This window comes from Streptomyces sp. NPDC088147 (genome assembly GCF_044741565.1).
Taxonomy (GTDB): domain Bacteria; phylum Actinomycetota; class Actinomycetes; order Streptomycetales; family Streptomycetaceae; genus Streptomyces.
The window spans coordinates 375533-396939 of record NZ_JBIUSY010000006.1; the positions used below are offsets into that span (position 1 = coordinate 375533).

Genomic DNA, 21407 nt, shown 5'->3' on the forward strand with positions numbered 1-21407 from the left:
CCGATGGAAGAGGGCAAGATGAAGAAGGGGTGATGCCTGCTGATTCAGACGCGGATGACCTGCGGGCCCAGCAGCGAGTAACGCTGTGCCTCGGCCGACGGCAGACCCGCGTCCGTCACGATCGACTCGAAGTCGCCGACCTCCGCGAAGCGGCAGAAGCTGACGGCGCCGAATTTGGTGTGGATCCCCGCGAAGACCCGGCGGCGGGCGCTGCGCATCGCCTGGGCCTTCACCTCGCTGACGGCCGGATCGGGGGTGGTGAGGCCGTACTCGCGGGAGATGCCGTTCGCTCCGACGTACGCCAGGTCGATGACGAAGTCGGAGAGCATTCTGGTGGTCCAGTGATCGACCGTGGCCATGGTGGAGCCGCGCACCCGCCCGCCGAGCAGCAGTACGGCGATCTTCTCGGCCTCGGCGAGCGCGGTCGCCACGGCGAGGGAGGCGGTGACGACGGTCAGCTGCCGGTCCCGCGGCAGCGCCTCGGCGACGAGCTGAGGGGTGAAACCCTCGTCGACGAAGACCGTTTCCGCGTCTCCCAGGAGATCCGCGGCGGCCGCCGCGATCCGTGACTTCTGGGGTACGAGCCGGGTGGTCCGTACCGCGAGAGTCGTTTCGAAGCCGGCGCTCTCCACCGGGTAGGCCCCGCCGTGGGTACGCCGTACCAGTCCATGACCCTCCAGGGCGTGCAGATCACGCCGGACGGTCTCCTTCGCGACCCGGAGCTTCGTGGCCAGTGCGCTGACTTCCACTGACCCGTCACGCCGGGCGATCTCAAGAATTTCTCTTCGTCGTTCGTCGGTGTCCACGGTGACACACTTCCCTGCTTTGCTGCGGCTCAGCACCCGTTCGGGCTCATGGGTCGTTTGTACAAGCAAGGGACCCGCTGCGACCAGCTTCTTCGCTGCACCGACTGTGTCCGTTCATGCCCGTTTCGTCAAGAAGCTTTGCGCTGGTCATCACGGGTTGCGGGGTCGGTGTTGCGCGGATCACTGCCCGAATGAGGCTCCGCTTGTGCCCGTTCGCTGCCCGACGCGGTCGATGATTCACGTGCGAGCGGCGCCCGTATACGCAAAATCGCCCGCTAAACATTTCGCGGCGGGCCACGGGAGTCCCGTGGCCCGCCGCGATCTTCCGCGAGTCGGCGCCGTCAGCCGAACACCCCGAACTCGTAGAGCGAGTAGCCCCAAGGAGTGCCCCGTACGGTCGAGTTGACCCGCACATAGCGGGCGTTCCCGGCGACCTCGTGATCATCGATCCCGCCGTCGCCGTCGGCGACGGTCCTCAGCGTGGCCCAGTCCTGGCCGTTGTCGGAGGTCTGGAGGGTGTAGCCCTTGGCGTACGCGGCTTCCCAGGCCAGCTGGACGTGCCGGAACTCCGTCTTGCGCCCCAGGTCGACCTGGACCCACTGCGGGTCGCTCCAGTCGCTGGCCCAGCGGGTGTCGAACGAGCCGTCGACGGCGTTGCCCGCGGGGCAGGGGCAGCCGGTGCCGCTCGGCTGGGACGAGGACGCCGTGGCCGGCCTGCCCTGGGCGAGATTGGTCCCGCCGACCGGCGGCGGCACCACCTTGAAGGACTTCGTCTCGATACCGACATTGCCCTTGCCGTCGGACGCCTTGACATAGACCTTCCAGACCCCGAGCCGGCCGGGCGCGGTGACCTTGAAGGTGCCGTTGCCCGCGTCGGTGAACCGGGCGTCCGTCAACTGGCCCGAGTTGTCGAGGTACTTGCTGCCCAGCAGCACCTGGTAGGTGAGCGGATCGCCGTCCGGGTCCGCGACCGACGTCCGTACGGTGAACTCCCGCCCGGCCGGGACCGAGGCGGCGCCGTCGACCGCCATCGAGGAGATCACCGGCGGCGTGTTGTCGGCGGAGGTGTTGCCCCCGTAGGCCCGCTTCACCGCGTAGTACGAGAGCCGCTTCTGGCCCGCGGGGAGCAGGTTGAACCAGACGCCGCCGAAGTCGTACTCGGTGCCGTAGTGGAAGAGTGTCGCACCGAGCGCCACGCCCTGATGACCGGTGATACAGCCCCACGCCTTGGTGTAGCCGCTCGCCTTGGCGGTGTCGGCGGGCTCGTCGGGCACGCCGTTGGCGTCGTCGGGCACCTCCCACTCACCGGCGGGGCCGCCCTCGGTGACGATATAGGGCTTGGTGTAACCGCCGTCCTCCCAGGTCTTGCGGATATTGCAGACGTCGCCGTAGGAGTTCACCGCGTACAGATCGAGGTCGGGCGCGTTGCGCTGGTAGTACGGCCAGGCCCCGGTCCAGGCGTCCGTCGAGGTCACGGGGTGGTTGGGGTCGACCGCGTGGATCTTCTTCGCGATCTCGTTGACGAAGGTGGTGTACGCGTCGCGCTGCTGCTCCAGCGCGGTGCCGCTGTAGCAGTTCTGGAGGCCGAGGACGGACTCGTTGCCCACGTTCCACATCAGGACGCCGGGGTGGTCCTTGTAGGTCTCCACCCACCTGGGGAACTCCGCGAGCATGTTGTTCTTGTAGGTGGTGTCCGTCAGGTAGTCGACACAGCCACCGCTGCCGGGGCCGCCGCCGGGCTGGAGCCAGAAGCCGGCGATGACCTTGACCCCGTTGGCCGCCGCCGCGTCGAGCAGCGGTTTGCTGGTGGCGTCGGTGCCCCAGGTGCGTACGGTGTTGACGCCCATCGACTTCACGTCGGGCATGTACCGCGCGGCGTCGGCCACCGCGGGACCCCAGGTCAGGCCCTTGACCTGGTAGGGCGCTCCGTCGACGGTCAGCTGCCAGGAGCCCTGCGATCCGGTGACCTTGACGACGCTGCCGGCGGCGTGTGCGGCGGGGGCCGGGAGGGCCACCGCGCAGGCGGCGAAGAGCGCGGCGACGGCGAGCGGGGCGAACCGGCGGGCCCGGCCGGCCGGCCGGTGTACAGCGTGTACGGCGGGTGGGTGCATGGGGTGGTGTCTCCTCGGATGTGGGGGGGCGGGTGCGGATGCGGGCCGTGGGAACGGGCACGGGAGAGCGCTCTCCCCGATGGGCGTGCGGCACCCACCGGGGAGAGCGCGACCGGTCAGGGCAGTTCGTAGTCCGCGTCGAGCGCGGCGCCCGCCTCGGGATGGGTCTGGTCGTAGCCGCGGGCGTCACACTGGAGTCCGCCCACGACGCAGTGCTGGACCAGCGCGTTCAGCGTCGCGTCGTCCCACGCGTTGAAGAAGTCGTAGTGGAACGAGTGCCCCGTACCACTGGCCAGTCTGACCTGCGACATATCGCCGTTGACGGGCCAGGCCATCTTGAACTCGACCATCGGCAGAGCCACCGGATGCGAGGCCGGGCAGACGTCCTGGTTGGCGCCCTGCGCGACCGGATAGGCCATATGGCTCTGGTGGTTCGGGGTGTCCAGATACTTTCCGTCCCAGCAACTCGGCGCCTGGAAGCGGAGGTTGAGCTGAACGTCCTGGGCGGTCGGGCAGGACGCCGGGATCTCGGTGTTGTTGTACTGCTCACCGCACTCCCAGCCCTCCACCCAGCCCGGGTGGTTGCGGAACTCGTCGGCCGACTGCATGGGGCTGCCGACGACGAAGCGCAGCCCCTTGGGGAACGGCCGCACCGTGCGGTAGTCGGTGACGCCCGACTTGTAGTAGATGGTCTGCGGACCGACCGGCCGGACCGCCGTGTCCCCCTTGAACAGGGTCGGCATCCAGTACGCGGACTTGTCGCCCGGCGCCTTGCACGCCGTGCCGCCGCCGCTCAGCGAGGCCGTGGTGCTGTTCGCGTCGGTCGTGGTGTTGCCCATGAACGTGTGGTCGTGCGACTTGCCGGGCTGACCGGGGTACACGATCGGGTCATCCGGCCTGGTGTGCGTGACCGAGCAGTTCGCCTGGAACTCGTGGAAGTAGCGGTGCGGGGGGATCTCGGTGGACGGCTCCACGCCGGTCACGGGCGGGTTCGCCGGTATGTACCCGTCCCCGTCGGGGTCATCGCCCGACGGTACGGGGGCGGCGGGAGCCATCTTGTGCCCGGCGTGGGCGGCCGGCGCCGCCTGTGCCGCCGCGGCCGGCCGGTCGGCCGCGCGCGGGGTGGTGGCGTTGGCGGTGTCCGGAATCGCGGACAACCCGAAGGCCACCAGAGCCAGTGCGGTGGCGACGAGTAACGCGGACATCAGGGCGGTGGTGCGGAGTCTGTCGGCCATGCGGACCTCCATGCCGCTTGGAATCACTGCGGGAGAGCGCTCTCCAAGGCCGTGTCAGTGTTACGCCGCCGCTGAGAGGGTGTCAATACTCCGCGAACGATCCCGGGAGCGGGCCTTGTTGCCGCTCACGCACCGGACACGGCACGATGCGACAAGCCCGGAATGCGGAAGCACCCGGGCGGCTTGACGATTGGTGAACGACCGTCTGCGGCGGTGCGTATCCCTCCCCGGCGGGACGTACTGGCGCGGCACGGCACATCCGACGGATATCCAGGAGCGCACGCATGAGTGGTACTGCCCAGATCGGCGTCACGGGGCTCGCGGTGATGGGCCGCAACCTCGCCCGTAACTTCGCCCGCAACGGCTTCACCGTCGCCGTGCACAACCGCACCGCGTCGAAGACACGGGCCCTGGTGGACGAGTTCGGTGACGAGGGCACCTTCGTCGCCGCCGAGTCCGCGGCGGACTTCGTCGCGGCGCTGGAGCGGCCGAGGCGCCTGGTCATCATGGTGAAGGCCGGCGAACCGACGGACGCCGTGATCGAGGAGTTCGCCCCGCTGCTGGAGGAGGGCGACGTCATCATCGACGGCGGCAACGCCCACTTCGCGGACACCCGGCGCCGGGAGCGGGAACTGCGCGAGCGCGGCATCCACTTCGTGGGGGTGGGCATCTCGGGCGGCGAGGAGGGTGCGCTGCACGGGCCGAGCATCATGCCGGGCGGATCCGCCGAGTCGTACCAGTCGCTCGGCCCGCTGCTGGAGCGGATCGCGGCGAAGGCCCCCGACGGCGCGCCGTGCGTGGCCCATATCGGCCCCGACGGCGCGGGCCACTTCGTGAAGATGGTGCACAACGGCATCGAGTACGCCGATATGCAGCTGATCGCCGAGGCGTACCACCTGCTGCGGTCCGTGGCGGGCTACTCCCCCGCGAAGATCGCGGAGACCTTCCGGTCGTGGAACACCGGCCGCCTCGACTCGTATCTGATCGAGATCACGGCGGAGGTGCTCGCCCACACGGACGAGGCGACCGGCAAGCCGTTCGTGGACATCGTGACCGACCAGGCGGAGCAGAAGGGCACCGGCCGCTGGACGGTGCAGATCGCCCTCGACCTGGGCGTTCCGGTCTCCGGCATCGCCGAGGCGGTCTTCGCCCGCTCACTGTCCGGACACGCCGCGCTGCGCGAGGCGTCCCGCACGCTGTCCGGCCCGACGGCCGCTCCGCTCGGCGAGGCCGAGGCGGCGCGCTTCGCCGACCAGGTCGAGCAGGCGCTGTACGCGTCGAAGATCGTGTCGTACACCCAGGGCTTCCACCAGATCCAGGCGGGCAGCGAGGAGTACGGCTGGGACATCGATCTCGGTTCGGTCGCGGCGATCTGGCGGGCGGGCTGCATCATCCGCGCCGCGTTCCTCGACCGGATCCGCGCGGCGTTCGACACGCAGCCGGACCTGCCGAGCCTGCTGTCGGACAAGCAGTTCGCGGCGGAGATCGGCGCGGCGCAGGACGACTGGCGCGCGGTGGTCGCCGCGGCCGTGCACCAGGGTGTGCCGACGCCGGGGTTCGCGGCGGCGCTCGCGTACTACGACGCGCTGCGCGCCGAGCGGCTGCCCGCCGCGCTCACGCAGGGGCAGCGCGACTTCTTCGGCGCGCACACCTACCGGCGCACGGACCGCGAGGGCTCGTTCCACACGCTCTGGGGCGGCGACCGCTCCGAGGTCTCGGCCTAGGCCTTGTCCCAGGCGTGACGGTCCCGGGAACCCAGTGGCGGCCCGGGTGAGGGCTCCGGCTCCGGTACGGGGTCGGGGCCCGGCGGGTGCGGTACGGGGTCGGGTTCGGGGATGGGCGTGGGGCTCGGCGGCGAGGGGACGGGCTCCGGTGCCGGGCCGGGCCCCGGTACCGGCCCCGGCGGGCCCGGCGGCGGGGTGGGCGCCGGCGGTACGGGATCGGGGAAGGGGCTGGTCATGCCGGACCTCCAAGTGCGGGAGTCGTGCGTTCCCAATGTCTCCCGGAGCGCGTGCCCACGCTCGCCGGATCCACGCGTACCCCGGCCCGTCCGATCCCCGTTGCCCGAGCCGGGGTCAGATGGCAACGGCGGCGGCAGCGGCGGCGTTGAGCCCAGGACGCGGGCTGGAGAACACCGGGATGTCACTCGCGGCGCGCTCGGCCGCGTCGGCCATCGACGCCTGGGCGAGCACGATCACATCCGCTTCGGTGACGGCGTCGACGGCGGCGGCCACCGCGTTCAGATAGCCGTCGCGGTCACCGGCCTCGAAGCGCTCCCACGCCCCCTCGACCAGGACCGTACGCACCTCGATGCGCCGCTCCCCCGCCTCCTCCCGGATCAGCGCCGCCGTCGCTCCCAGGGTGCTGTCGAGCGCGGCGACCACCACGACCCGGTCGGCCGCCGCGGCGGCCACGGCCATCGGCCGGTCGACCCGCAGGACGGGGACGCCGACGGCCGGGGCGGCCCGCTCGGCGACCTCGCCGATGGTCGAGCAGGTGCACAGCGCGGCGGTCGCGCCCGCGGCGACGGCGACGGCGAGCGCCGACGCGACATCGGCGGCGACGGCGTCCGGACCCTCGGCCCTGGCCCGGCTCAGCAGGGACTCGTCCACGAGATGACGCAGGACGAGTCCTGGGTGGTCGGCGTCCCGCAGGGCGTCGAAGACCGGAATGTGAACCGGTGAAGTGTGCAGCAGCGCCAGCATGATCGCGATGCTAGACGGCCCGGCCCCGTGCCGCGCGCGCTCACCAGCGCCGCGGCGAGGCCGCCAGCTGCTCCCGCGCGGCACTGACCGTCCCGGCCGGGGCTTCGGGCGCCTCGTCGGGATGGCGCTGCGCCCATCTGGCCGCGTACGAGCACAGGGGTACGACGGGTACGCCCTCGCGGGCCGCCATCGCGTAGAACTCCCGCACCAGCGTCCCCGCGATGCCCTTGCCCTCGTGCCCCTCCTCCACGACGGTGTGCACCGCGACCAGCGCGGCGGGCGTGGCGGCCAGCGGGAAGTAGGCGATGACACCGACCGCCTCGCCGTCCTCGTACGCCTCGAAGCGGCCCTGCGGCCGGTTGTCGCGGATGTTGAGATCTGCCATGGCGTGATTCAGCCTCCCTGGTCGGACCGAGGGGGAGGACGACGGGACGGGCGTCGGCGCGGTGGTCCGTACCGATGCGCGGTCCTCGGTGCGGGCGCGCGCCCACGTCCCCCAACTGGGCTCCATCAACCGAGTGTCGAGGCGCCGCGCGCACCCCTCGTCCGCCCCACCTCATGAAGCCCCACCAGCCTACGCTCAGACGGTCGCCACCAGCAGCTCCTCCCCGTTCGTCGTCGGCAGGCCGTCCGTCCCGCCCGCGAAGTACCGCTGGTCGAGCGTGGCCGCCGATACGTGCCGGGCGCCGGTGAATCTCGCGCCGCGGGCCGGTGCCACGATGTCCCGCGGTGCGAAGAAGCTGATGAAGGACGACCCGGAGGCACGGCGTGGTGTTCCACGGCCAGGCGCCCGGCGCGCTCCGCCTCTTCCGCGTCAGCCCTCTGCCGAAGCGGCGTCCGCGGCGTTGCCCCGCTGGTCGGCCGCCAGGGCCTCGGCGCGCCTTTTGATGACCACGATCGCCGCCGCCGCGCTGGTCGCGAAGGCGACCGGGATCATCCAGGGCCGGTCGAGAGCGTGGCAGGTGACGCGGTCGAGGGAGTAGCGGCCCGCGCCCATGAGACCGATGGAGGCCGCGGTCCAGCCGAGGACGGCCGGGTATTCGAAGCCGCCCGACTGGGCGAAGAATCCGTTGGGGGCGTGTACCGAGGTGGCTCCCGCCATGCCGCCCGCCACCGCGGCCCCGGCCGCCGGGGCGGCCAGGCCGAGTGCCAGCAGCGCGCCGCCTCCGGCCTCGGCGAGCCCGGAGGCGATCGCGCAGGGTCTGCCCGGCCGGAAGCCCATCGCCTCGAACGCCTGGGCCGTCCCGCCGATCCCGTCTCCGCCGAACCAGCCGAACAGTTTCTGGGTGCCGTGCGCGACGAGCACCGCGCCGGTGCCCAGTCGCAGGGCGAGCAGACCGAGATCGCTTCGGCTGTGGCAGGTCATGGCGGGCTCCATGGGGGTGGGTGCGGGCGGTTCGCGACGGTACGACTCCACTCTCTGCGGCGCGGCGAGCCAGGGGGCGGCGTTGATGGGCCGTATGGGGGGACGGGGCCTGTCCCCTTTCTCTCGTCATCTTGACGATAAGAAGGTGTCTCGATATCGTCTTGCTGACGAAAAAGGGGGGCCCTTCCATGGCCGACATCACCCGGCGCCTCGGCCGGCATCATCTGCGCTCCGCCCCGACCGCCCATGTACGCCACCACCGGCGCGGCCGGCTCGTCCACGACGGTCCCGGACTGAGCTTCTGGTTCCGGGCGTTGACCGCCGCGCTCTCCGAAGTGCCGGTGGACGACCGCGAGTTGGCCATGGCCTTTCACGCGCGGACCGCCGACTTCCAGGACGTCACCGTGCAGTCCACCGTGACGTACCGGATCAGTGAACCGGCCACCGCCGCCGCCCGGCTGGACTTCTCCATCGACCCGGACACCGGTGCCTGGCGCGGCGCTCCGCTGGAGCAGCTCGCCACCCTGCTGACCGAGACCGCGCAGCAGCACGCCCTCGATGTGCTGGCCCGCACACCGCTGTCGGCGGCGCTGGCGGACGGCGTCACGGCCGTACGGGAGCGGATCTCCGAGGGGCTCGCGGCGGAGCCCCGGCTGCCCGCGACCGGTATCGAGGTAGTGGCGGTACGGGTCGTCGCGATCCGGCCCGAGCCCGAGGTGGAACGCGCGCTGCGCACCCCGGCGCGCGAGCAGATCCAGCAGGAGGCGGACCGGGCCACCTACGAGCGCCGGGCCGTGGCCGTGGAGCGTGAGCGGACCATCGCCGAGAACGAACTCGCCAGCCGGATCGAACTGGCCCGCAGGGAAGAGCGGTTGGTCGAGCAGCACGGCACCAACGCCCGCCGCGAGGCCGAGGAGAGCGCGGCGGCCGACGCCGTACGCGCGGAGGCCGAGGCGCTGCGTACCGTACGGCTCGCGAAGGCCGAGGCGGAGGCGGCACGGGAGACCGGTGAGGCGCGGGCGCGGGCCCAGTCCGCCTGGCTCAGGGTGCACGCGGAGACGGACGCCGCCACGCTGCACGCACTGGCCGCCACCCGGCTCGCCGAGAATCTGCCGCACATCGAGAGCGTCACCCTCTCCCCCGACGTGCTCACCGGACTGCTGGCCAGGCTGGGCCGGCCGGGCGAGGAGCGGGAATGAGTCTGGCGCCGCGCGCCGTGCTCGTGTACCGCACCAGCGAGTACGAGGAGTTGCTCACCCGGCACGGCACCCATGGCCAGGCAGCCTTCGTCCTCTCCTCGCGCGGCCGGTCCGTCGGCGAGGTGGCGGACCGGCACCACCGGGCGCGGCGGGCGCTGGCCGAGGTGGCGGGCGCGGTGCCGCTGCGATGGCGGCAGGCGCGGGTGGAGCGCGCGGACCTGGACCGGTTCCTCTTCGCTCCCGAGGACGTGGTGGTCGTGGTGGGCCAGGACGGGCTGGTCGCCAACGCGGCCAAGTATCTGTCGGGCCAGCCGGTGGTGGGGATCGACCCCGACCCCGGCCGGGGCCTCGGGGTGCTGGTGCGCCACCGCGCGGCCGATGCCCCGGGGCTGCTGCGCGCGGCGGAGGCCGGCGGGGGCACCGTCGACGAGCTGACGATGGTGGAGGCGGTCGCCGACGACACCCAACGGCTGCTCGCGCTCAACGAGATCTATCTCGGCCGGCCCGACCACCAGACCGCGCGCTACCGTCTGGGACCGGACGACGAGAGCGCCCCGGGCGAGGCCCAGGCGTCGTCCGGGGTGCTGGTGGGCACCGGCACGGGCGCCACCGGCTGGCTGCGGTCCGTGCGCCGGGAACGCGGCAGCGCGCTGCCGGTTCCGGGCCCCGCCGATCCCCGACTGCTCTGGTACGTCAGGGAGGCGTGGCCCTCTCCCACCACCGGTACCGCGCTGGTGGAAGGGGTGCTCGACCGCGCGGAACGGCTCAGGCTCACCGTCGAGTCCGACCGGCTGGTGGCCTTCGGCGACGGTATGGAGAGTGACTCCCTGGAGCTGACGTGGGGGCAGACGGTCCGGCTCGGCAGATCGGCCACCGCGCTGCGGCTGCTCGGCTGAACCGCCCCGACCGGCCGTCACACCGCCATGCCGTCACACCGCCATGCCGTCATACCTCCGTGCCGTGCCGTCACACCCCCACGCCGCCACACCTCCGTGCCCGTACCGGCCCGGGGGCAGAGGCCGTTACCTGCCTCCGCATATGCCTCCGCCCCTCGTACCGCGACCGCCGGGACCTATCGGCCGCAGCGCAGCGCGCGCACGTCGACGGCGTCGCTCATGACCTTCATCCCCGCGTCGTTCGGGTGCAGATGGTCCCCGCTGTCGTACGCGGGCAGGATCTTCGACGGGGCCGCCGGGTCCTTGACCGCGGCGTCGAAGTCCGCGACCCCGTCGAACACACCGCTCTGCCGGATGAAGGTGTTGACCTCCTGGCGGACCGCTTCGCCGCCCGCGCTCCACTCGCCCCAGCCCTGGTACGGCATGACGGTCGCGCCCACCACACAGGCACCGGCGGCATGGGTCCGGGCGACGATCTCCCGGTATCCGGCGATGACTTGGGCGGCCGTGGGCGCCGGGGTCGCCTTGATGTCATTGACGCCTTCGAGCAGGATGACCGTGCGCAGACCGCTCTGCGACAGTACGTCCCGGTCGAGTCGCTTCAGCGCGCTCTCGCCCGCGCCGTCGGAGAGGACCTTGTTGCCCGAGATCCCCTCGTTGGCCACGCCCTTGAGGGAGGTGCGGCGATCGCTCTGGAGCCGGCCCGCGAGGAAGTCGGGCCAGCGGCGGTTGGCGTCGGAGGTGGAGATGGCGCCGTCCGTGATCGAGTCGCCGAGCGCGACGACGGCCCCGGTACCGCTCGGGGCGTCGACCACGACCGCGTCGAGGTAGTAGCGGAAGCCGGTCTGCTGGGTGAAGGCCGTGGCGGCGTCCTCGGCCGCGTGATCACCGCTGGGGGCGATGTAGGAGGTCTGGAGCCCCATCCGGTGGCCGGTGGCGGTTCCGGCCGCGTTCCGCACGTACACGCTGATGGCCAGATCGGACTGCGGCCGCACCGTGCCGGGCAGCGGATCGCTGTATACGGACCCGCCGGGCGGGACCGTGACCGAGGCGGCGCCGCGGAAGGACAGCGCGCGGTTGCTGCCGGGCACCACGGCCGCGCCGGAGGCCCGTACGCCCGCATAGGCGCGCCCGAAGGTCACCGGCTGCTCGCCGAAGGCGTTCGACAGCCGGATCCGCAGCGCGCTGCCGCCCGCGCTGGTGTGGACGACGACCCGGTGGGTGCGCGCGGGCACGGCGGCGTCGAGCCGGTCCGCGCTCGCCGCCCAGGTGACGACGGGGGTGGTGGCGGCGGAGACGGCCGCCGGTGCGGCGGCGGAGACGGTGGCGGCGGGAAGGGCGGAGGACGCGGTCGGGACCGCGAGGACCGAACAGAGAGCGAGAACGGCAACGGCGACCGAGCGCCGGACGCGTCGGGGTAACTGCGGTCTGTTCATTGCGGGTGATCCCTCTCGTAGCGGAAGTCGTGCCCATGTCATTCATGGCACGGACGGAAAGCGCTTCCGGTTCGACGCGCGCACGCATGCGTCCGATACCTGACCGCGCCACAATGGAAACGGCCACTGAATGACGCCGCGGGCACGGATCTCCCCCGCCCCGGCGTCCGCCGGACGGAGGAGGTGCGTCGTGCCGACAGCCAGCACCCGTGAGGCCGTGCGGGACCTGCTCGACACCCATGGCCGGACCTACGCCGATGAGGCGGGTATCCATCTGCGGAACACCCCGCAGCCGCTCTACCAATTGCTGGTGCTCTCCTGTCTGCTGAGCGCGCGGATCCGCAGTGGAACCGCCGTCGCGGCCTCCCGCGCGCTCTCGCACGCCGGGCTGCGCGACGCGCGCCGGATGGCGGACGCCACCTGGCAGCGGCGTGTGGACGCGCTGGGCGAGGGGGGCTACCGCCGCTACGACGAACGCACCGCGACACAGCTCGGCGTGGGCGCCGGGATGCTGCTCGACGAATACGGAGGGGATCTGCGCCGGCTCCGCGAGGCCGCGGGCGGCGACATCGCCACCCTGCGCTCGCTGCTCCGGCAGGTTCCCGGCCTCGGCCCCGTCGGGGTGGACATCTTCCTGCGCGAGGTCCAGGGGGTCTGGCCCGAGATCGCCCCGTACCTGGACGCCAAGGCGCTCCAGGGAGCGCACAGGCGCGGACTGCCGGACGAACCCAAGGCACTGGCGCGGCTGACCGGTGACACCGATCCGGCCCTCTTCGCGGCGGCGATGGTACGGGCCGCGCTGGAGCGGAAGAACCAGCGCGGCTGAGCCGGAGGGCCCGGGGAAGAAGACCTCCGGGAGCGGGGCCGGGGCATCACACCACTGAGCCGACCGACGGTGCACGGGACCGTCGGTCGGTGAGGTGGTACGCGCCCGGCGGCCCATGTCTCGGTCATGCGCGCCCGTCGGCCCAGGTCGGCGGCCCGTCGGCGGCCTGCCCGTCAGCCGTGCGGCGGCCTGTCGTCCCTCGGGGGCTGCGTGCCCAGCTGCTCGTCGATCTTCTTCTGGGCGATGTCGACCTGGTCCCTGTACTTGTCGCCCGTCTTCCGGTCGAACGCGTCGCCCGCCTTCTCCACCCCTTGGTGCGCCTGGTCCTCATGGCCCTTCAAGAGGCTCTTCAGCTTGTCGAGCATCGACATGTTCGGCTCCTCGCTCGGAACGGTGGTCACGTCCACCATCACCGCTGCCGGGCGATCCCGCATCCGCAGCGGCCGGCCACCGGCCGCCGCGGGTCCGCGTCCGCCGCGCTTCAGGGAGCGGCGTTGAGCAGGTCGAGCGCGCTGTGCTGGCGGGCGCCGTCCACCTTGTCGAGCGGACCGCTCCACCGCAGCCCGTACTGGTCGAGCGGAGTGCGGTCCCGGGCGTACGCGGTGTCGGCCTGCTTCCGCAGATACCCCGTGTAGGGATGGTCGGCGAGCGCGGCGTTGAGCTTGCCGAGCCCGCGTACATGAGCGCCCTTGAAGGAGGGACCGTCCGCCCCGCAGTCCCCGCCCTCACAGGGATCGCGCAGGATGCCGTCCGCGGTGTGCAGGGACGGGGCGGTCGTCGCCGCGTCGGCCAGCTGCCGTGCGGTGGTGAGGAGTTGGCCGTCCTGGGTGGCGCGGTGCAGCTCGGTGAGCGCGCCCAGCAGCACACCCTGGTTGTACGACCAGGCGGTGCCGTTGTTGTTGCGGCAGGTGCCCAGATCGATCCCGTCGTTCACCAGCCGCGAGCCGTTGATCATCCCGGTCCCCTGGAACCAGGACCAGCCCGCGCGGGCCCGGCCCAGATAGGCCGTATCGCCCGGGATCCGGTTGTGGAGCGCCGCGTTGAGCTGGATGTAGAGGGAGTTGGCGATGGCGTTCTTGTAGGTCCTGGCCGTACTCCACCACACACCGCCTCCGCAGGTGCCGTCCCAGTACGCGGCCATATGGTCGGCGTCCGCGCGTGCGGTGTTCAGATAGCGGCTGTCGCCGGTCAGGTCGTACGCGGCGACCCAGGCCAGTCCCCACCATCCGGTGTCGTCGATGTAGTCGTTGCGGAACTGACCGTCCGCCGCGCCCAGCTGACGTTCGTAGGTGTTGGCGATGGCGTACCGGTAGCTGGGCATGCCGGTGACCTGGATGTTGTCGACGACCGCGGTGAGCGCGTTGGCGGAGTTCCACCAGCCGGTGGTGTCGAACAGACCGGTTCCGTTGTTGTAGAACTGCATCTGCGCGGTGGCCGCTGCCGTACGCCGGTCGTAGGCGTTCCAGGTCGTACGCGCCCACGGCGTGCACGCGATCTCCGTGCGGTCGCCGGCCTTGCCGCAGGCGCGCAGGGCGCCGACGCCACGGTTGTTCCAGTCGTCGACGTTGTACATCAGGGTGCGCCGGCCACGCTGTCCGGCGGGCACGGCGGTGGCACCGAGGCGGCTGCCGGAGCTCCAGGTGCGCCCGCCGTCGAAGGACCGGTCGAGCCAGACCTCGTCGCCCTGGCCGCCGTTGTCGATCGAGGCCCAGCCCATCGCGTCCTGGTCGTCGAAGTGCAGGGCGATGGCCCGCGAGAAGAGCGTGGTGGTGACGGGGGAACGGACCTGCGGCGCGAGCGCGGGGTCGCGGGCGTCGCAGAACGCGTTGCAGATGACGGCGGCGGGAGCGGCCGGCGGGACCGCGGGGGCGGCGCGCGGGACCGCGACGGCCGCAGGCGTGGCCGCGGCGGCGTGGGGTGTCACCGCCGCGAGCGTGCTCATCACCAGCGCGGTGACGGTCGGTGCCATCAGTCGGCGCAGCCGGTGGCACATCCGGGCTGACAACGTTGTCCACATGGGCCACTCCGTGGTCGGGCGACGCGGGTGAGGACGGACGGAAGAGAGCGTTCCCGGAACGTACGACCGTGACGCGCTCACGTCAATGAGTCCGGCCGGGTCATTGCGGCGGGCCCTGGACCCCGGCGCCCGGACGTCCGCCGGACACGCTCCGGCGGTACGGCGTGGCCTCCTCGCCCTCCCTGTCCAGCCGGGGCAGGATCCGGTCCAGCCACCGGGGCAGCCACCAGGCACTCCTGCCGAGCAGTGTCATCACCGCGGGCACGAGCAGCAGACGGACGATCGTGGCGTCGATGAGGACGCTCACCGCCAGGCCGAGCCCCAGCATCTTCACCACGATGTTGTCGCTCAGGATGAACGCGGCGAAGACGCTGACCATGATGAGCGCGGCGCAGCTGATCACCCGCGCCGTGATCTCCAGACCGAGCGCCACGCTCCCCCTGCTCTCGTGGGTACGCAGCCATGACTCCTGGACCCGCGCGAGCAGGAACACCTCGTAGTCCATGCTCAGCCCGAAGACGATGGCGAACATCATCATCGGCACATAGCTCTCGATCGGCACCGTCCCCGAGACGCCCAACGAGGGCCCGCCCCAGCCCCATTGGAAGACGGCGACGACCACTCCGTACGACGCGGCGATCGACAGGAGATTGAGCACGGCGGCCTTGAGAGCCACCAGCAGGCCGCGGAACACGATCAGGATGATGAGGAACGCCAGCGCGACGACGACGCCGATGATGAGCGGGAGCCGGGCGGTGATGAGATCGAGGAAGTCCTCCATGGCCGCGGTCGTGCCCGTCACATACGTCGTGGCGCCGGTGCCCGACACGGCTCCCGGCAGGACGTCGCCCTTGAGGTGATGGAAGAGCGTGGTGGTCCCGGCCGACTGCGGCGAGCCGCTGGGGATGACCGTACCGGTCAGCAACTGACCGTCGGCGGTGGGCCGCAGAGGGGAGATACTGGCCGCGTCCGGGACATCGGTGAGCGCCCTCCCGAGCCGGGACGCCAGCGCGGGGCGCTCCGCCGCCGGCACCGCGCTCTGGTCGACGACGAGGATGAACGGCCCGTTGGCGCCCGGTCCGAAGCCGGCCGCGATCAGGTCGTAGGCGCGGCGGTCGGTGAAGCTGGTGGGGTCGGCGCCGTCGTCGATGTGTCCGAGGCGGATGGAGAACAGCGGGATCGCGAGCACGCCCACCGCCACGAGTCCGGCGAACAGAAACCACCAGGGGCGGCGCTCCACCCGCCGCGCGTACCGGTGCCAGCCGTCGTGCGCCTCCCCGTCGGCCGGCTCCGTGCGATCCGCGCGTGTCGTCCGTCCTGCGCGCGTCGTCCGCCCTTCGCGCTTCGTCCGCTCCCCGCGCTTCACACCGTTCGGGGCCGGCGCCGGTTCGCCTTCCGCGACCGGCCGTCGGACCCAGTAGCGGTCGATCCGGCGCCCGGCGAGCCCGAGGAGGGCGGGCACCAGCGTGATGGCACCGGCGACGGCCGTGACGACGGTGACGGCCGCGGCGACGCCGAGCTTCCCGATGAAGCTGACCTGCGACACATACAGCCCGGCGAGGGCGACGATGACGGTGCAGCCCGAGACGATGACGGCACGGCCGCTGGTGGAGACCGCCAGGCCGGCGGCCGCCACCGGGTCGGCCCCGTCCATGAGCCGCTGCCGGTGACGGGTGATCAGAAACAGCGCGTAGTCGATCCCGACGCCCAGACCGATCATGGTGGCCAGGGTCGGCGAGACGCTCGCGAAGGTGGTGGCCGTGGCGATCAGACCCAGGCAGCTCACCCCGACGATGACCCCGACCAGCGCGGTGACCAGCGGAATCCCGGCGCCGATGACGCTGCCGAAACCGATCAGCAGGACGATCACCGCCACGGCGAACCCGATGGCCTCGCTGGTCAGATCGGCGGGGACGGGCCGGGCCAGTTCACCGAGCAGCCCTCCGTACTCGACCTGCACACCGGCGGCGCGGAGCGGCTCGACCGCCGCGTCGACCCCACGGAGATAGGAGCCCCCGAACGAGGTGGGGTTGGCGTCGAACTGGACGCCGATGTAGCCGGTCCTGCCGTCGGGGGTCAGTGCCCCGGTGGGCGGCGCGTTGGGCGCCGAGGGCAGCGGGCTCGTGACGGACAGCACGTGCGGCAGCGTCCTGAGCGAGCCGACCGCCTGGTCGATCCGGCTCCGTACGCCGGTCAGCGGGCGGCGCGCGTCGTACAGCACCACCTGGGCGCCGATGCCGCCCGCCCCCGGCACATGCCGGCCGAGCACCCGCGCGCCGTCGTCCGACTGCGTACCGGGCAGCGAGAAGTTGTCCGAGTAGGTGCCGCCGAACGCGCCGTTGAGTCCTTGCAGTCCGCCGAGCGCGATGAGCCAGACCACGATGACGGTGATGAAGTGCCGGGCGCACCACTCCCCCAGCCGCCGTAGCCGACCCGCCCTGATCCGACTCCCGGGGTCTTTCACTTCCGTACCGCTCTGCGAAGTCATGCGTCCCCCCAGCGGGCGTGAACATCGGCGAAACCTGGCAAATGCAGGCATTTTATACGTTTCGTCAGAAATATCGCCGTTCTTGGCTTTTGCCCGGCGCGCCCTGCCTCCCGGCCGCCTCAACTGGGCTTTCTCGCAACCCTCTTGACGGGGGCACGTCGACCTGTATGGTCTAGTCCAAGTGGTCGAGACCTTTCCGGATGCAACGCCCATCGCACCGTGTCCGCGAACGGAATCCACCGCCGCCCTTCGCGCCTCTTGGCCCCACACTCGAGAGGCCGACCCGCTGTTCCCGGATCCCCCCACGGAACCGGTGATCGCGCGGGAAGACCTGAAGTGAAGGAGACCCCATGCACACGAAAAGGAAGCTGGCCGCCGTACTCGGAGCCGTCGTCGCCCCCGTTCTCGCCGTGAGCCTTCCCGCGAGTTCCGCGAGCGCCCACGGATATATCTCCACTCCGCCGAGCCGGCAGGCGCAGTGCGCCGCGGGAACCGTCAGCTGCGGCGACATCACATATGAGCCGCAGAGCGTGGAAGGGCCCAAGGGGCTCACCAGTTGCAGCGGTGGAAACTCGCGTTTCTCCGATCTCGACGACGACTCCAAGGGCTGGACCGTCACTCCCGTCGGCAGCAGCACGTCGTTCCAGTGGAAGCTGACCGCTCGTCATTCCACCAGCACCTGGCAGTACTTCGCGAGCGGCCAGAAGATAGCCGAGTTCAACGACAACGGCGCGCAGCCCGGCGCGACCGTGACCCATCAGGTGAACTTCGGCGGCCTGTCCGGGAAGCAGAAGGTACTGGCGGTGTGGAACGTCGCCGACACGACGAACGCCTTCTACGCCTGCATCGATGTGAACGTCGGCGGCTGAGCGAAGCTCCCCCTGCCCCGGGCGAGCCCTTGACACCCCACTCGGGGCTCGCCCGTGACCGCCCTCGGGGCTCGCCCATGACCGCCGCCCCCACCACCCCCCACCACATACGCAGGGGCCGCCACGCGTTCGGCGGCCGCATCAGAGAGTGAGTCACTCATGCGTCAGCGCCTCATCGGGCTGCTCACCGCGACGGCCGCGGCCGCCGCGTTCTCCCTGCTCTCCCTCGCGCCCTCCTCCGTGGCGCAGCCGGCCCAGAACCAGCGGGCGGCGGCCGATTTCGTCGTCAGCGAGGGCCAGTTCAACCAGATGTTCCCGAACCGGAATCCGTTCTACACGTACAGCGGTCTGACCGCCGCGCTGAGCGCCTATCCGGGCTTCGCCGGTACGGGAAGCGACACCGTACGGAAGCAGGAAGCCGCGGCGTTCCTGGCGAATGTCAGCCACGAAACCGGTGGCCTGGTCCATATCGTGGAGCAGAACACCGCGAATTATCCGCACTATTGTGACGCGTCGCAGCCCTATGGCTGTCCGGCCGGAAACGACAAGTACTACGGGCGCGGACCGATTCAGCTCAGCTGGAACTTCAATTACAAGAGCGCGGGTGACGCGCTCGGCATCGATCTGCTGAACAACCCGGATCTCGTGCAGAACGACTCGGCCGTGGCGTGGAAGACCGGTCTCTGGTACTGGAACACCCAGAGCGGTCCCGGAACCATGACGCCGCACAACGCGATGGTGAATGGCGCCGGATTCGGCGAGACCATTCGCAGCATCAACGGCAGCATCGAATGCAATGGCGGAAACCCCGGCCAGGTGCAGAGCCGGATCAACAATTACACGAGCTTCACTCAGATCCTCGGAGTGGAAACGGGCGGCAATCTCAGTTGCTGACGCAGACACGGACAGGCCCCGCTGAACGTACCGGGCGGGGCGTGTCGGGGGCGGTGTCGCCGGCTCAGGGCCGGTGGCACCGCCCCGCGTCATGTCGGCCGCGCCCGCTTCCAGGGGTGCGGTCCGCCCGGACGCTCATCCGTGCCGGTACGGGACCGCCAGCCGACGCGTACCCGCCGGGCAGTGATGGCGCGCGCCGAGCGGGTCGGGGACCGCGTCGCCGGTGACGGCGGCTCCCACGAGCAGTATGTTCCACGGCAGCTCGCTCCCCGTCTCGACGACGACCTCCCCGCCGGACCACCGGACGGTGAAGACCGCCGCGTCGCCGGAGCCGTCCTGGGTGGGGATGGCGGTGACGGTCTCCGGCGTACCGCCCACCGGATCCGGTCCCTCCGCACGATCCGGTCCGCGGGCCGGCCCCGGCCCCGTGCCCTCCGCACGGTCCGGGGCGTATACGCAGAGCGTCACGCCGTCCGCCCACGCGTACTCCGGCCCCTCGTCCACCGCGCCGAACGGGATCACCGCGCCGGGCCTCGCCAGCAGCGGCAGGGTGTCGAAGCCATGCGTCTCGCGCCGCCAGCCGGGACCCGTCACCCGCGCGCCGGTGAGGACATGGGTCCACGTGCCCGCCGGTACGTAGTACTCGACCGTGCCGTCCTCCGTGAAGACCGGCGCCACGAGCAGATCGTCGCCGAGCATGTACTGCCGGTCCAGCGCGCGGCAGGCGGGGTCGTCGGGGAACTCCAGCAGCATGGCGCGCATCACCGGCGTACCGGTGTCCCTGGCCTGGACCGCGGCGCGGTACAGGTAGGGCATCAGCCGGTGCTTGAGCCGGGTGAAGGCGCGGGTGACGGCGACGGCCTCCTCGCCGTAGTCCCACGGCACCCGGTACGACTTGCTGCCGTGCAGCCGGCTGTGCGAGGACAGCAGTCCGAACTGCACCCAGCGCGTGAAGAGCGCGGGCGTCGGCGTGCCCTCGAACCCGCCGATGTCATGGCTCCAGAAGCCGAAGCCGGACAGGCCCAGCGACAGTCCGCCGCGCAGCGACTCGGCCATCGCCTCGAAGGTCGACTCGCAGTCACCGCCCCAGTGCACCGGCAGCCGCTGTCCGCCCGTGGTCGCGGAGCGCGCGAAGACGACGGCCTCGCCCTCGCCGCGCTCTTCGCGCAGCAGCCCGAACACGGTCTCGTTGTACAGCTGCGTGTAGTAGTTGTGCATACGCTCCGGGTCCGCGCCATCGGACCACACCACGTCGGTGGGGACGCGTTCGCCGAAGTCGGTCTTGAAGCAGTCCACTCCCTGGTCGAGCAGGAGCCGCAGCTTCCCCGCGTACCAGTCGCGGGCGGCCGGACTCGTGAAATCGACCAGTGCCATGCCGGGCTGCCAGTTGTCCCACTGCCAGACGGAGCCGTCGGGCCTCTTCAGCAGATGGTCCCCGGCCATCCCCTCCGCGAACAGCGGGGACTTCTGGGCGATATAGGGATTGATCCAGACGCAGACGCGCAGTCCGCGCTCCTTGAGGCGGGCGAGCATCCCCTCGGGGTCGGGGAAGACCTCCGGGTCCCAGACGAAGTCGCTCCACTGGTACGCGCGCATCCAGAAGCAGTCGAAGTGGAAGACGCCGAGCGGGATCCCTGAGTCGGCCATCCCCCGGACGAAGCGGTGCACCGTCGCCTCGTCGTACGAGGTGGTGAAGGAGGTGGACAGCCACAGGCCGAACGACCAGGCCGGGGGCAGCGCGGGACGGCCGGTGAGCGCGGTGTAGCGGTCGAGGACGTCCCGGGGGCCTTGGCCGTGGACGACGAAGAACTCAAGGGTATGGTCCTCGACGCTGAACTGGACCTGTCCGACGGCCTCCGAGCCCAGCTCGTACGACACCCGGCCGGGGTGGTTGACGAAGACGCCGTAGCCGCGGTCGCTGAGATGGAACGGAACGTTCTTGTACGCCTGCTCGCTGCTGGTGCCGCCGTCCGCCTGCCACATGTCGACGGTCTGGCCGTTCCTGGTGAACGGGGTGAACCGCTCACCGAGCCCGTACACGCCCTCGCCGACGCCGAGCGACAGCTGCGCGAGCATGAAGTGCCGGTCCTCGGCGTCGGTCGCGAAGCCGGTACCGCGTCGGCCGACGGAGGTCAGGATCTCCCCGCCGGCGGTGAAGTCCAGCTGCCAGGGCGCGGCGGTGTCGGTCCGCAGGGAGAGTTCACCGGAGACGAGTTCGATCGCCGGGCCTTTTCTGACCACCTTGGCCGGCGGGCCGTCCTGCCCGGACGCGAGCGCGAACTCCGGGTGCCTTCGGCCCCCTCCGCCGTGGTGGGTGCAGCGGACACCGATCACGCCCTCCGCGGGGGACCAGCACTCGACGGTCAGCAGGGGGCCGTTGAGCGTATCGCCGCGGTGCGTGACCCGGGTGACGGGCGCGTAGAGCGTGAACCGGTCGTCGGCGACCACGGCGTCGGCCACGGAGACCGCGTAGTGGGCGGTGACACCGGCGCGCAGCTGCCAGTGACCGTCGGTGAACTTCATCAGTGATCCTGCTCCTGCTCTTGCTCTTGGGGCCGG

18 protein-coding genes are annotated in these 21407 nt (G+C 71.2%); 6 read left to right on the forward strand and 12 right to left on the reverse strand.

The genetic code is table 11. The annotated features are described in order from the left end of the window. Positions 1-44 precede the first annotated feature (44 nt). The 3 genes from ACIOGX_RS22535 to ACIOGX_RS22545 all read right to left on the reverse strand — a co-directional run bounded on the left by ACIOGX_RS22535 (position 45) and on the right by ACIOGX_RS22545 (position 4152). Positions 45-806 carry a DeoR/GlpR family DNA-binding transcription regulator gene (locus tag ACIOGX_RS22535; protein ID WP_030349305.1) on the reverse strand — a complete coding sequence of 254 codons (762 nt, stop codon included), beginning with the start codon at positions 804-806 and terminating at the stop codon, positions 45-47. A 341-nt stretch (positions 807-1147) separates the two neighbouring features. Next, on the reverse strand, positions 1148-2917 hold the full coding sequence (locus tag ACIOGX_RS22540; protein ID WP_401915582.1) for a discoidin domain-containing protein: 1770 nt from the start codon (positions 2915-2917) through the stop codon (positions 1148-1150). Between the two features lie 116 nt (positions 2918-3033). Continuing rightward, a complete protein-coding gene (locus tag ACIOGX_RS22545) occupies positions 3034-4152 on the reverse strand; it encodes a DUF1996 domain-containing protein (protein WP_356507922.1) in 1119 nt (372 codons plus the stop codon). A gap of 284 nt (positions 4153-4436) precedes the next feature. Between ACIOGX_RS22545 and gndA the strand changes: the two genes are divergently transcribed. Next, a complete protein-coding gene (gndA, locus tag ACIOGX_RS22550; RefSeq protein ID WP_356507924.1) occupies positions 4437-5876 on the forward strand; it encodes an NADP-dependent phosphogluconate dehydrogenase in 1440 nt (479 codons plus the stop codon). A gap of 351 nt (positions 5877-6227) precedes the next feature. Here gndA and ACIOGX_RS22555 read toward each other — a convergent pair whose 3' ends face one another. The 4 genes from ACIOGX_RS22555 to ACIOGX_RS22570 all read right to left on the reverse strand — a co-directional run bounded on the left by ACIOGX_RS22555 (position 6228) and on the right by ACIOGX_RS22570 (position 8223). Continuing rightward, positions 6228-6857, reverse strand: a complete 630-nt coding sequence (locus ACIOGX_RS22555) for an aspartate/glutamate racemase family protein (protein ID WP_401915587.1) — start codon at positions 6855-6857, stop codon at positions 6228-6230. 40 nt (positions 6858-6897) lie between these two features. Beyond that, a complete protein-coding gene (locus ACIOGX_RS22560) occupies positions 6898-7242 on the reverse strand; it encodes a GNAT family N-acetyltransferase (protein WP_401915590.1) in 345 nt (114 codons plus the stop codon). A gap of 195 nt (positions 7243-7437) precedes the next feature. After that, entirely contained in the window at positions 7438-7575 is a 138-nt protein-coding gene (locus ACIOGX_RS22565; protein WP_401915592.1) for a hypothetical protein, read from the reverse strand. 96 nt (positions 7576-7671) lie between these two features. Then, positions 7672-8223: a DoxX family protein gene (locus tag ACIOGX_RS22570; RefSeq protein WP_401915594.1), complete on the reverse strand. Its 552-nt coding sequence runs from the start codon at positions 8221-8223 to the stop codon at positions 7672-7674. A 188-nt stretch (positions 8224-8411) separates the two neighbouring features. Here ACIOGX_RS22570 and ACIOGX_RS22575 point away from each other — a divergent pair, with 188 nt between their 5' ends. Both ACIOGX_RS22575 and ACIOGX_RS22580 read left to right on the forward strand, forming a co-directional pair. Then, positions 8412-9422 carry an SPFH domain-containing protein gene (locus tag ACIOGX_RS22575; RefSeq protein WP_356507934.1) on the forward strand — a complete coding sequence of 337 codons (1011 nt, stop codon included), beginning with the start codon at positions 8412-8414 and terminating at the stop codon, positions 9420-9422. Continuing rightward, positions 9419-10318 carry a hypothetical protein gene (locus tag ACIOGX_RS22580; RefSeq protein WP_401915598.1) on the forward strand — a complete coding sequence of 300 codons (900 nt, stop codon included), beginning with the start codon at positions 9419-9421 and terminating at the stop codon, positions 10316-10318. Before ACIOGX_RS22575 ends, ACIOGX_RS22580 begins: the two co-directional genes overlap by 4 nt. 176 nt (positions 10319-10494) lie before the next feature. Here the strand turns inward: ACIOGX_RS22580 and ACIOGX_RS22585 are convergent, their stop codons facing one another. Next, positions 10495-11754 (reverse strand): SGNH/GDSL hydrolase family protein, encoded by a 1260-nt coding sequence (locus tag ACIOGX_RS22585; RefSeq protein WP_401915601.1) that lies wholly within the window; start codon positions 11752-11754, stop codon positions 10495-10497. Positions 11755-11944: 190 nt separating this feature from the next. Here ACIOGX_RS22585 and ACIOGX_RS22590 point away from each other — a divergent pair, with 190 nt between their 5' ends. Then, positions 11945-12580 (forward strand): endonuclease, encoded by a 636-nt coding sequence (locus ACIOGX_RS22590; RefSeq protein ID WP_401761768.1) that lies wholly within the window; start codon positions 11945-11947, stop codon positions 12578-12580. A gap of 173 nt (positions 12581-12753) precedes the next feature. Here the strand turns inward: ACIOGX_RS22590 and ACIOGX_RS22595 are convergent, their stop codons facing one another. The 3 genes from ACIOGX_RS22595 to ACIOGX_RS22605 all read right to left on the reverse strand — a co-directional run bounded on the left by ACIOGX_RS22595 (position 12754) and on the right by ACIOGX_RS22605 (position 17085). After that, on the reverse strand, positions 12754-12981 hold the full coding sequence (locus ACIOGX_RS22595) for an antitoxin (protein ID WP_383974670.1): 228 nt from the start codon (positions 12979-12981) through the stop codon (positions 12754-12756). A gap of 80 nt (positions 12982-13061) precedes the next feature. Further along, the gene (locus ACIOGX_RS22600) at positions 13062-14522 is read right to left on the reverse strand and encodes a glycoside hydrolase family 76 protein (RefSeq protein WP_401915905.1); all 1461 of its coding nucleotides are present in this window, start codon (positions 14520-14522) and stop codon (positions 13062-13064) included. Between the two features lie 175 nt (positions 14523-14697). After that, the gene (locus ACIOGX_RS22605) at positions 14698-17085 is read right to left on the reverse strand and encodes an MMPL family transporter (RefSeq protein ID WP_401915604.1); all 2388 of its coding nucleotides are present in this window, start codon (positions 17083-17085) and stop codon (positions 14698-14700) included. Between the two features lie 350 nt (positions 17086-17435). On the opposite strand from ACIOGX_RS22605, the gene ACIOGX_RS22610 reads away from it, so the two are divergent. Continuing rightward, complete coding sequence (locus ACIOGX_RS22610) at positions 17436-17954, forward strand: lytic polysaccharide monooxygenase auxiliary activity family 9 protein (RefSeq protein WP_356507946.1); 519 nt, start codon at positions 17436-17438, stop codon at positions 17952-17954. Between the two features lie 159 nt (positions 17955-18113). Beyond that, on the forward strand, positions 18114-18848 hold the full coding sequence (locus ACIOGX_RS22615; RefSeq protein ID WP_356507948.1) for a chitinase: 735 nt from the start codon (positions 18114-18116) through the stop codon (positions 18846-18848). A gap of 135 nt (positions 18849-18983) precedes the next feature. Here the strand turns inward: ACIOGX_RS22615 and yicI are convergent, their stop codons facing one another. Next, complete coding sequence (gene yicI / locus ACIOGX_RS22620) at positions 18984-21371, reverse strand: alpha-xylosidase (RefSeq protein ID WP_401915608.1); 2388 nt, start codon at positions 21369-21371, stop codon at positions 18984-18986. Between the last annotated feature and the right edge of the window lie 36 nt (positions 21372-21407).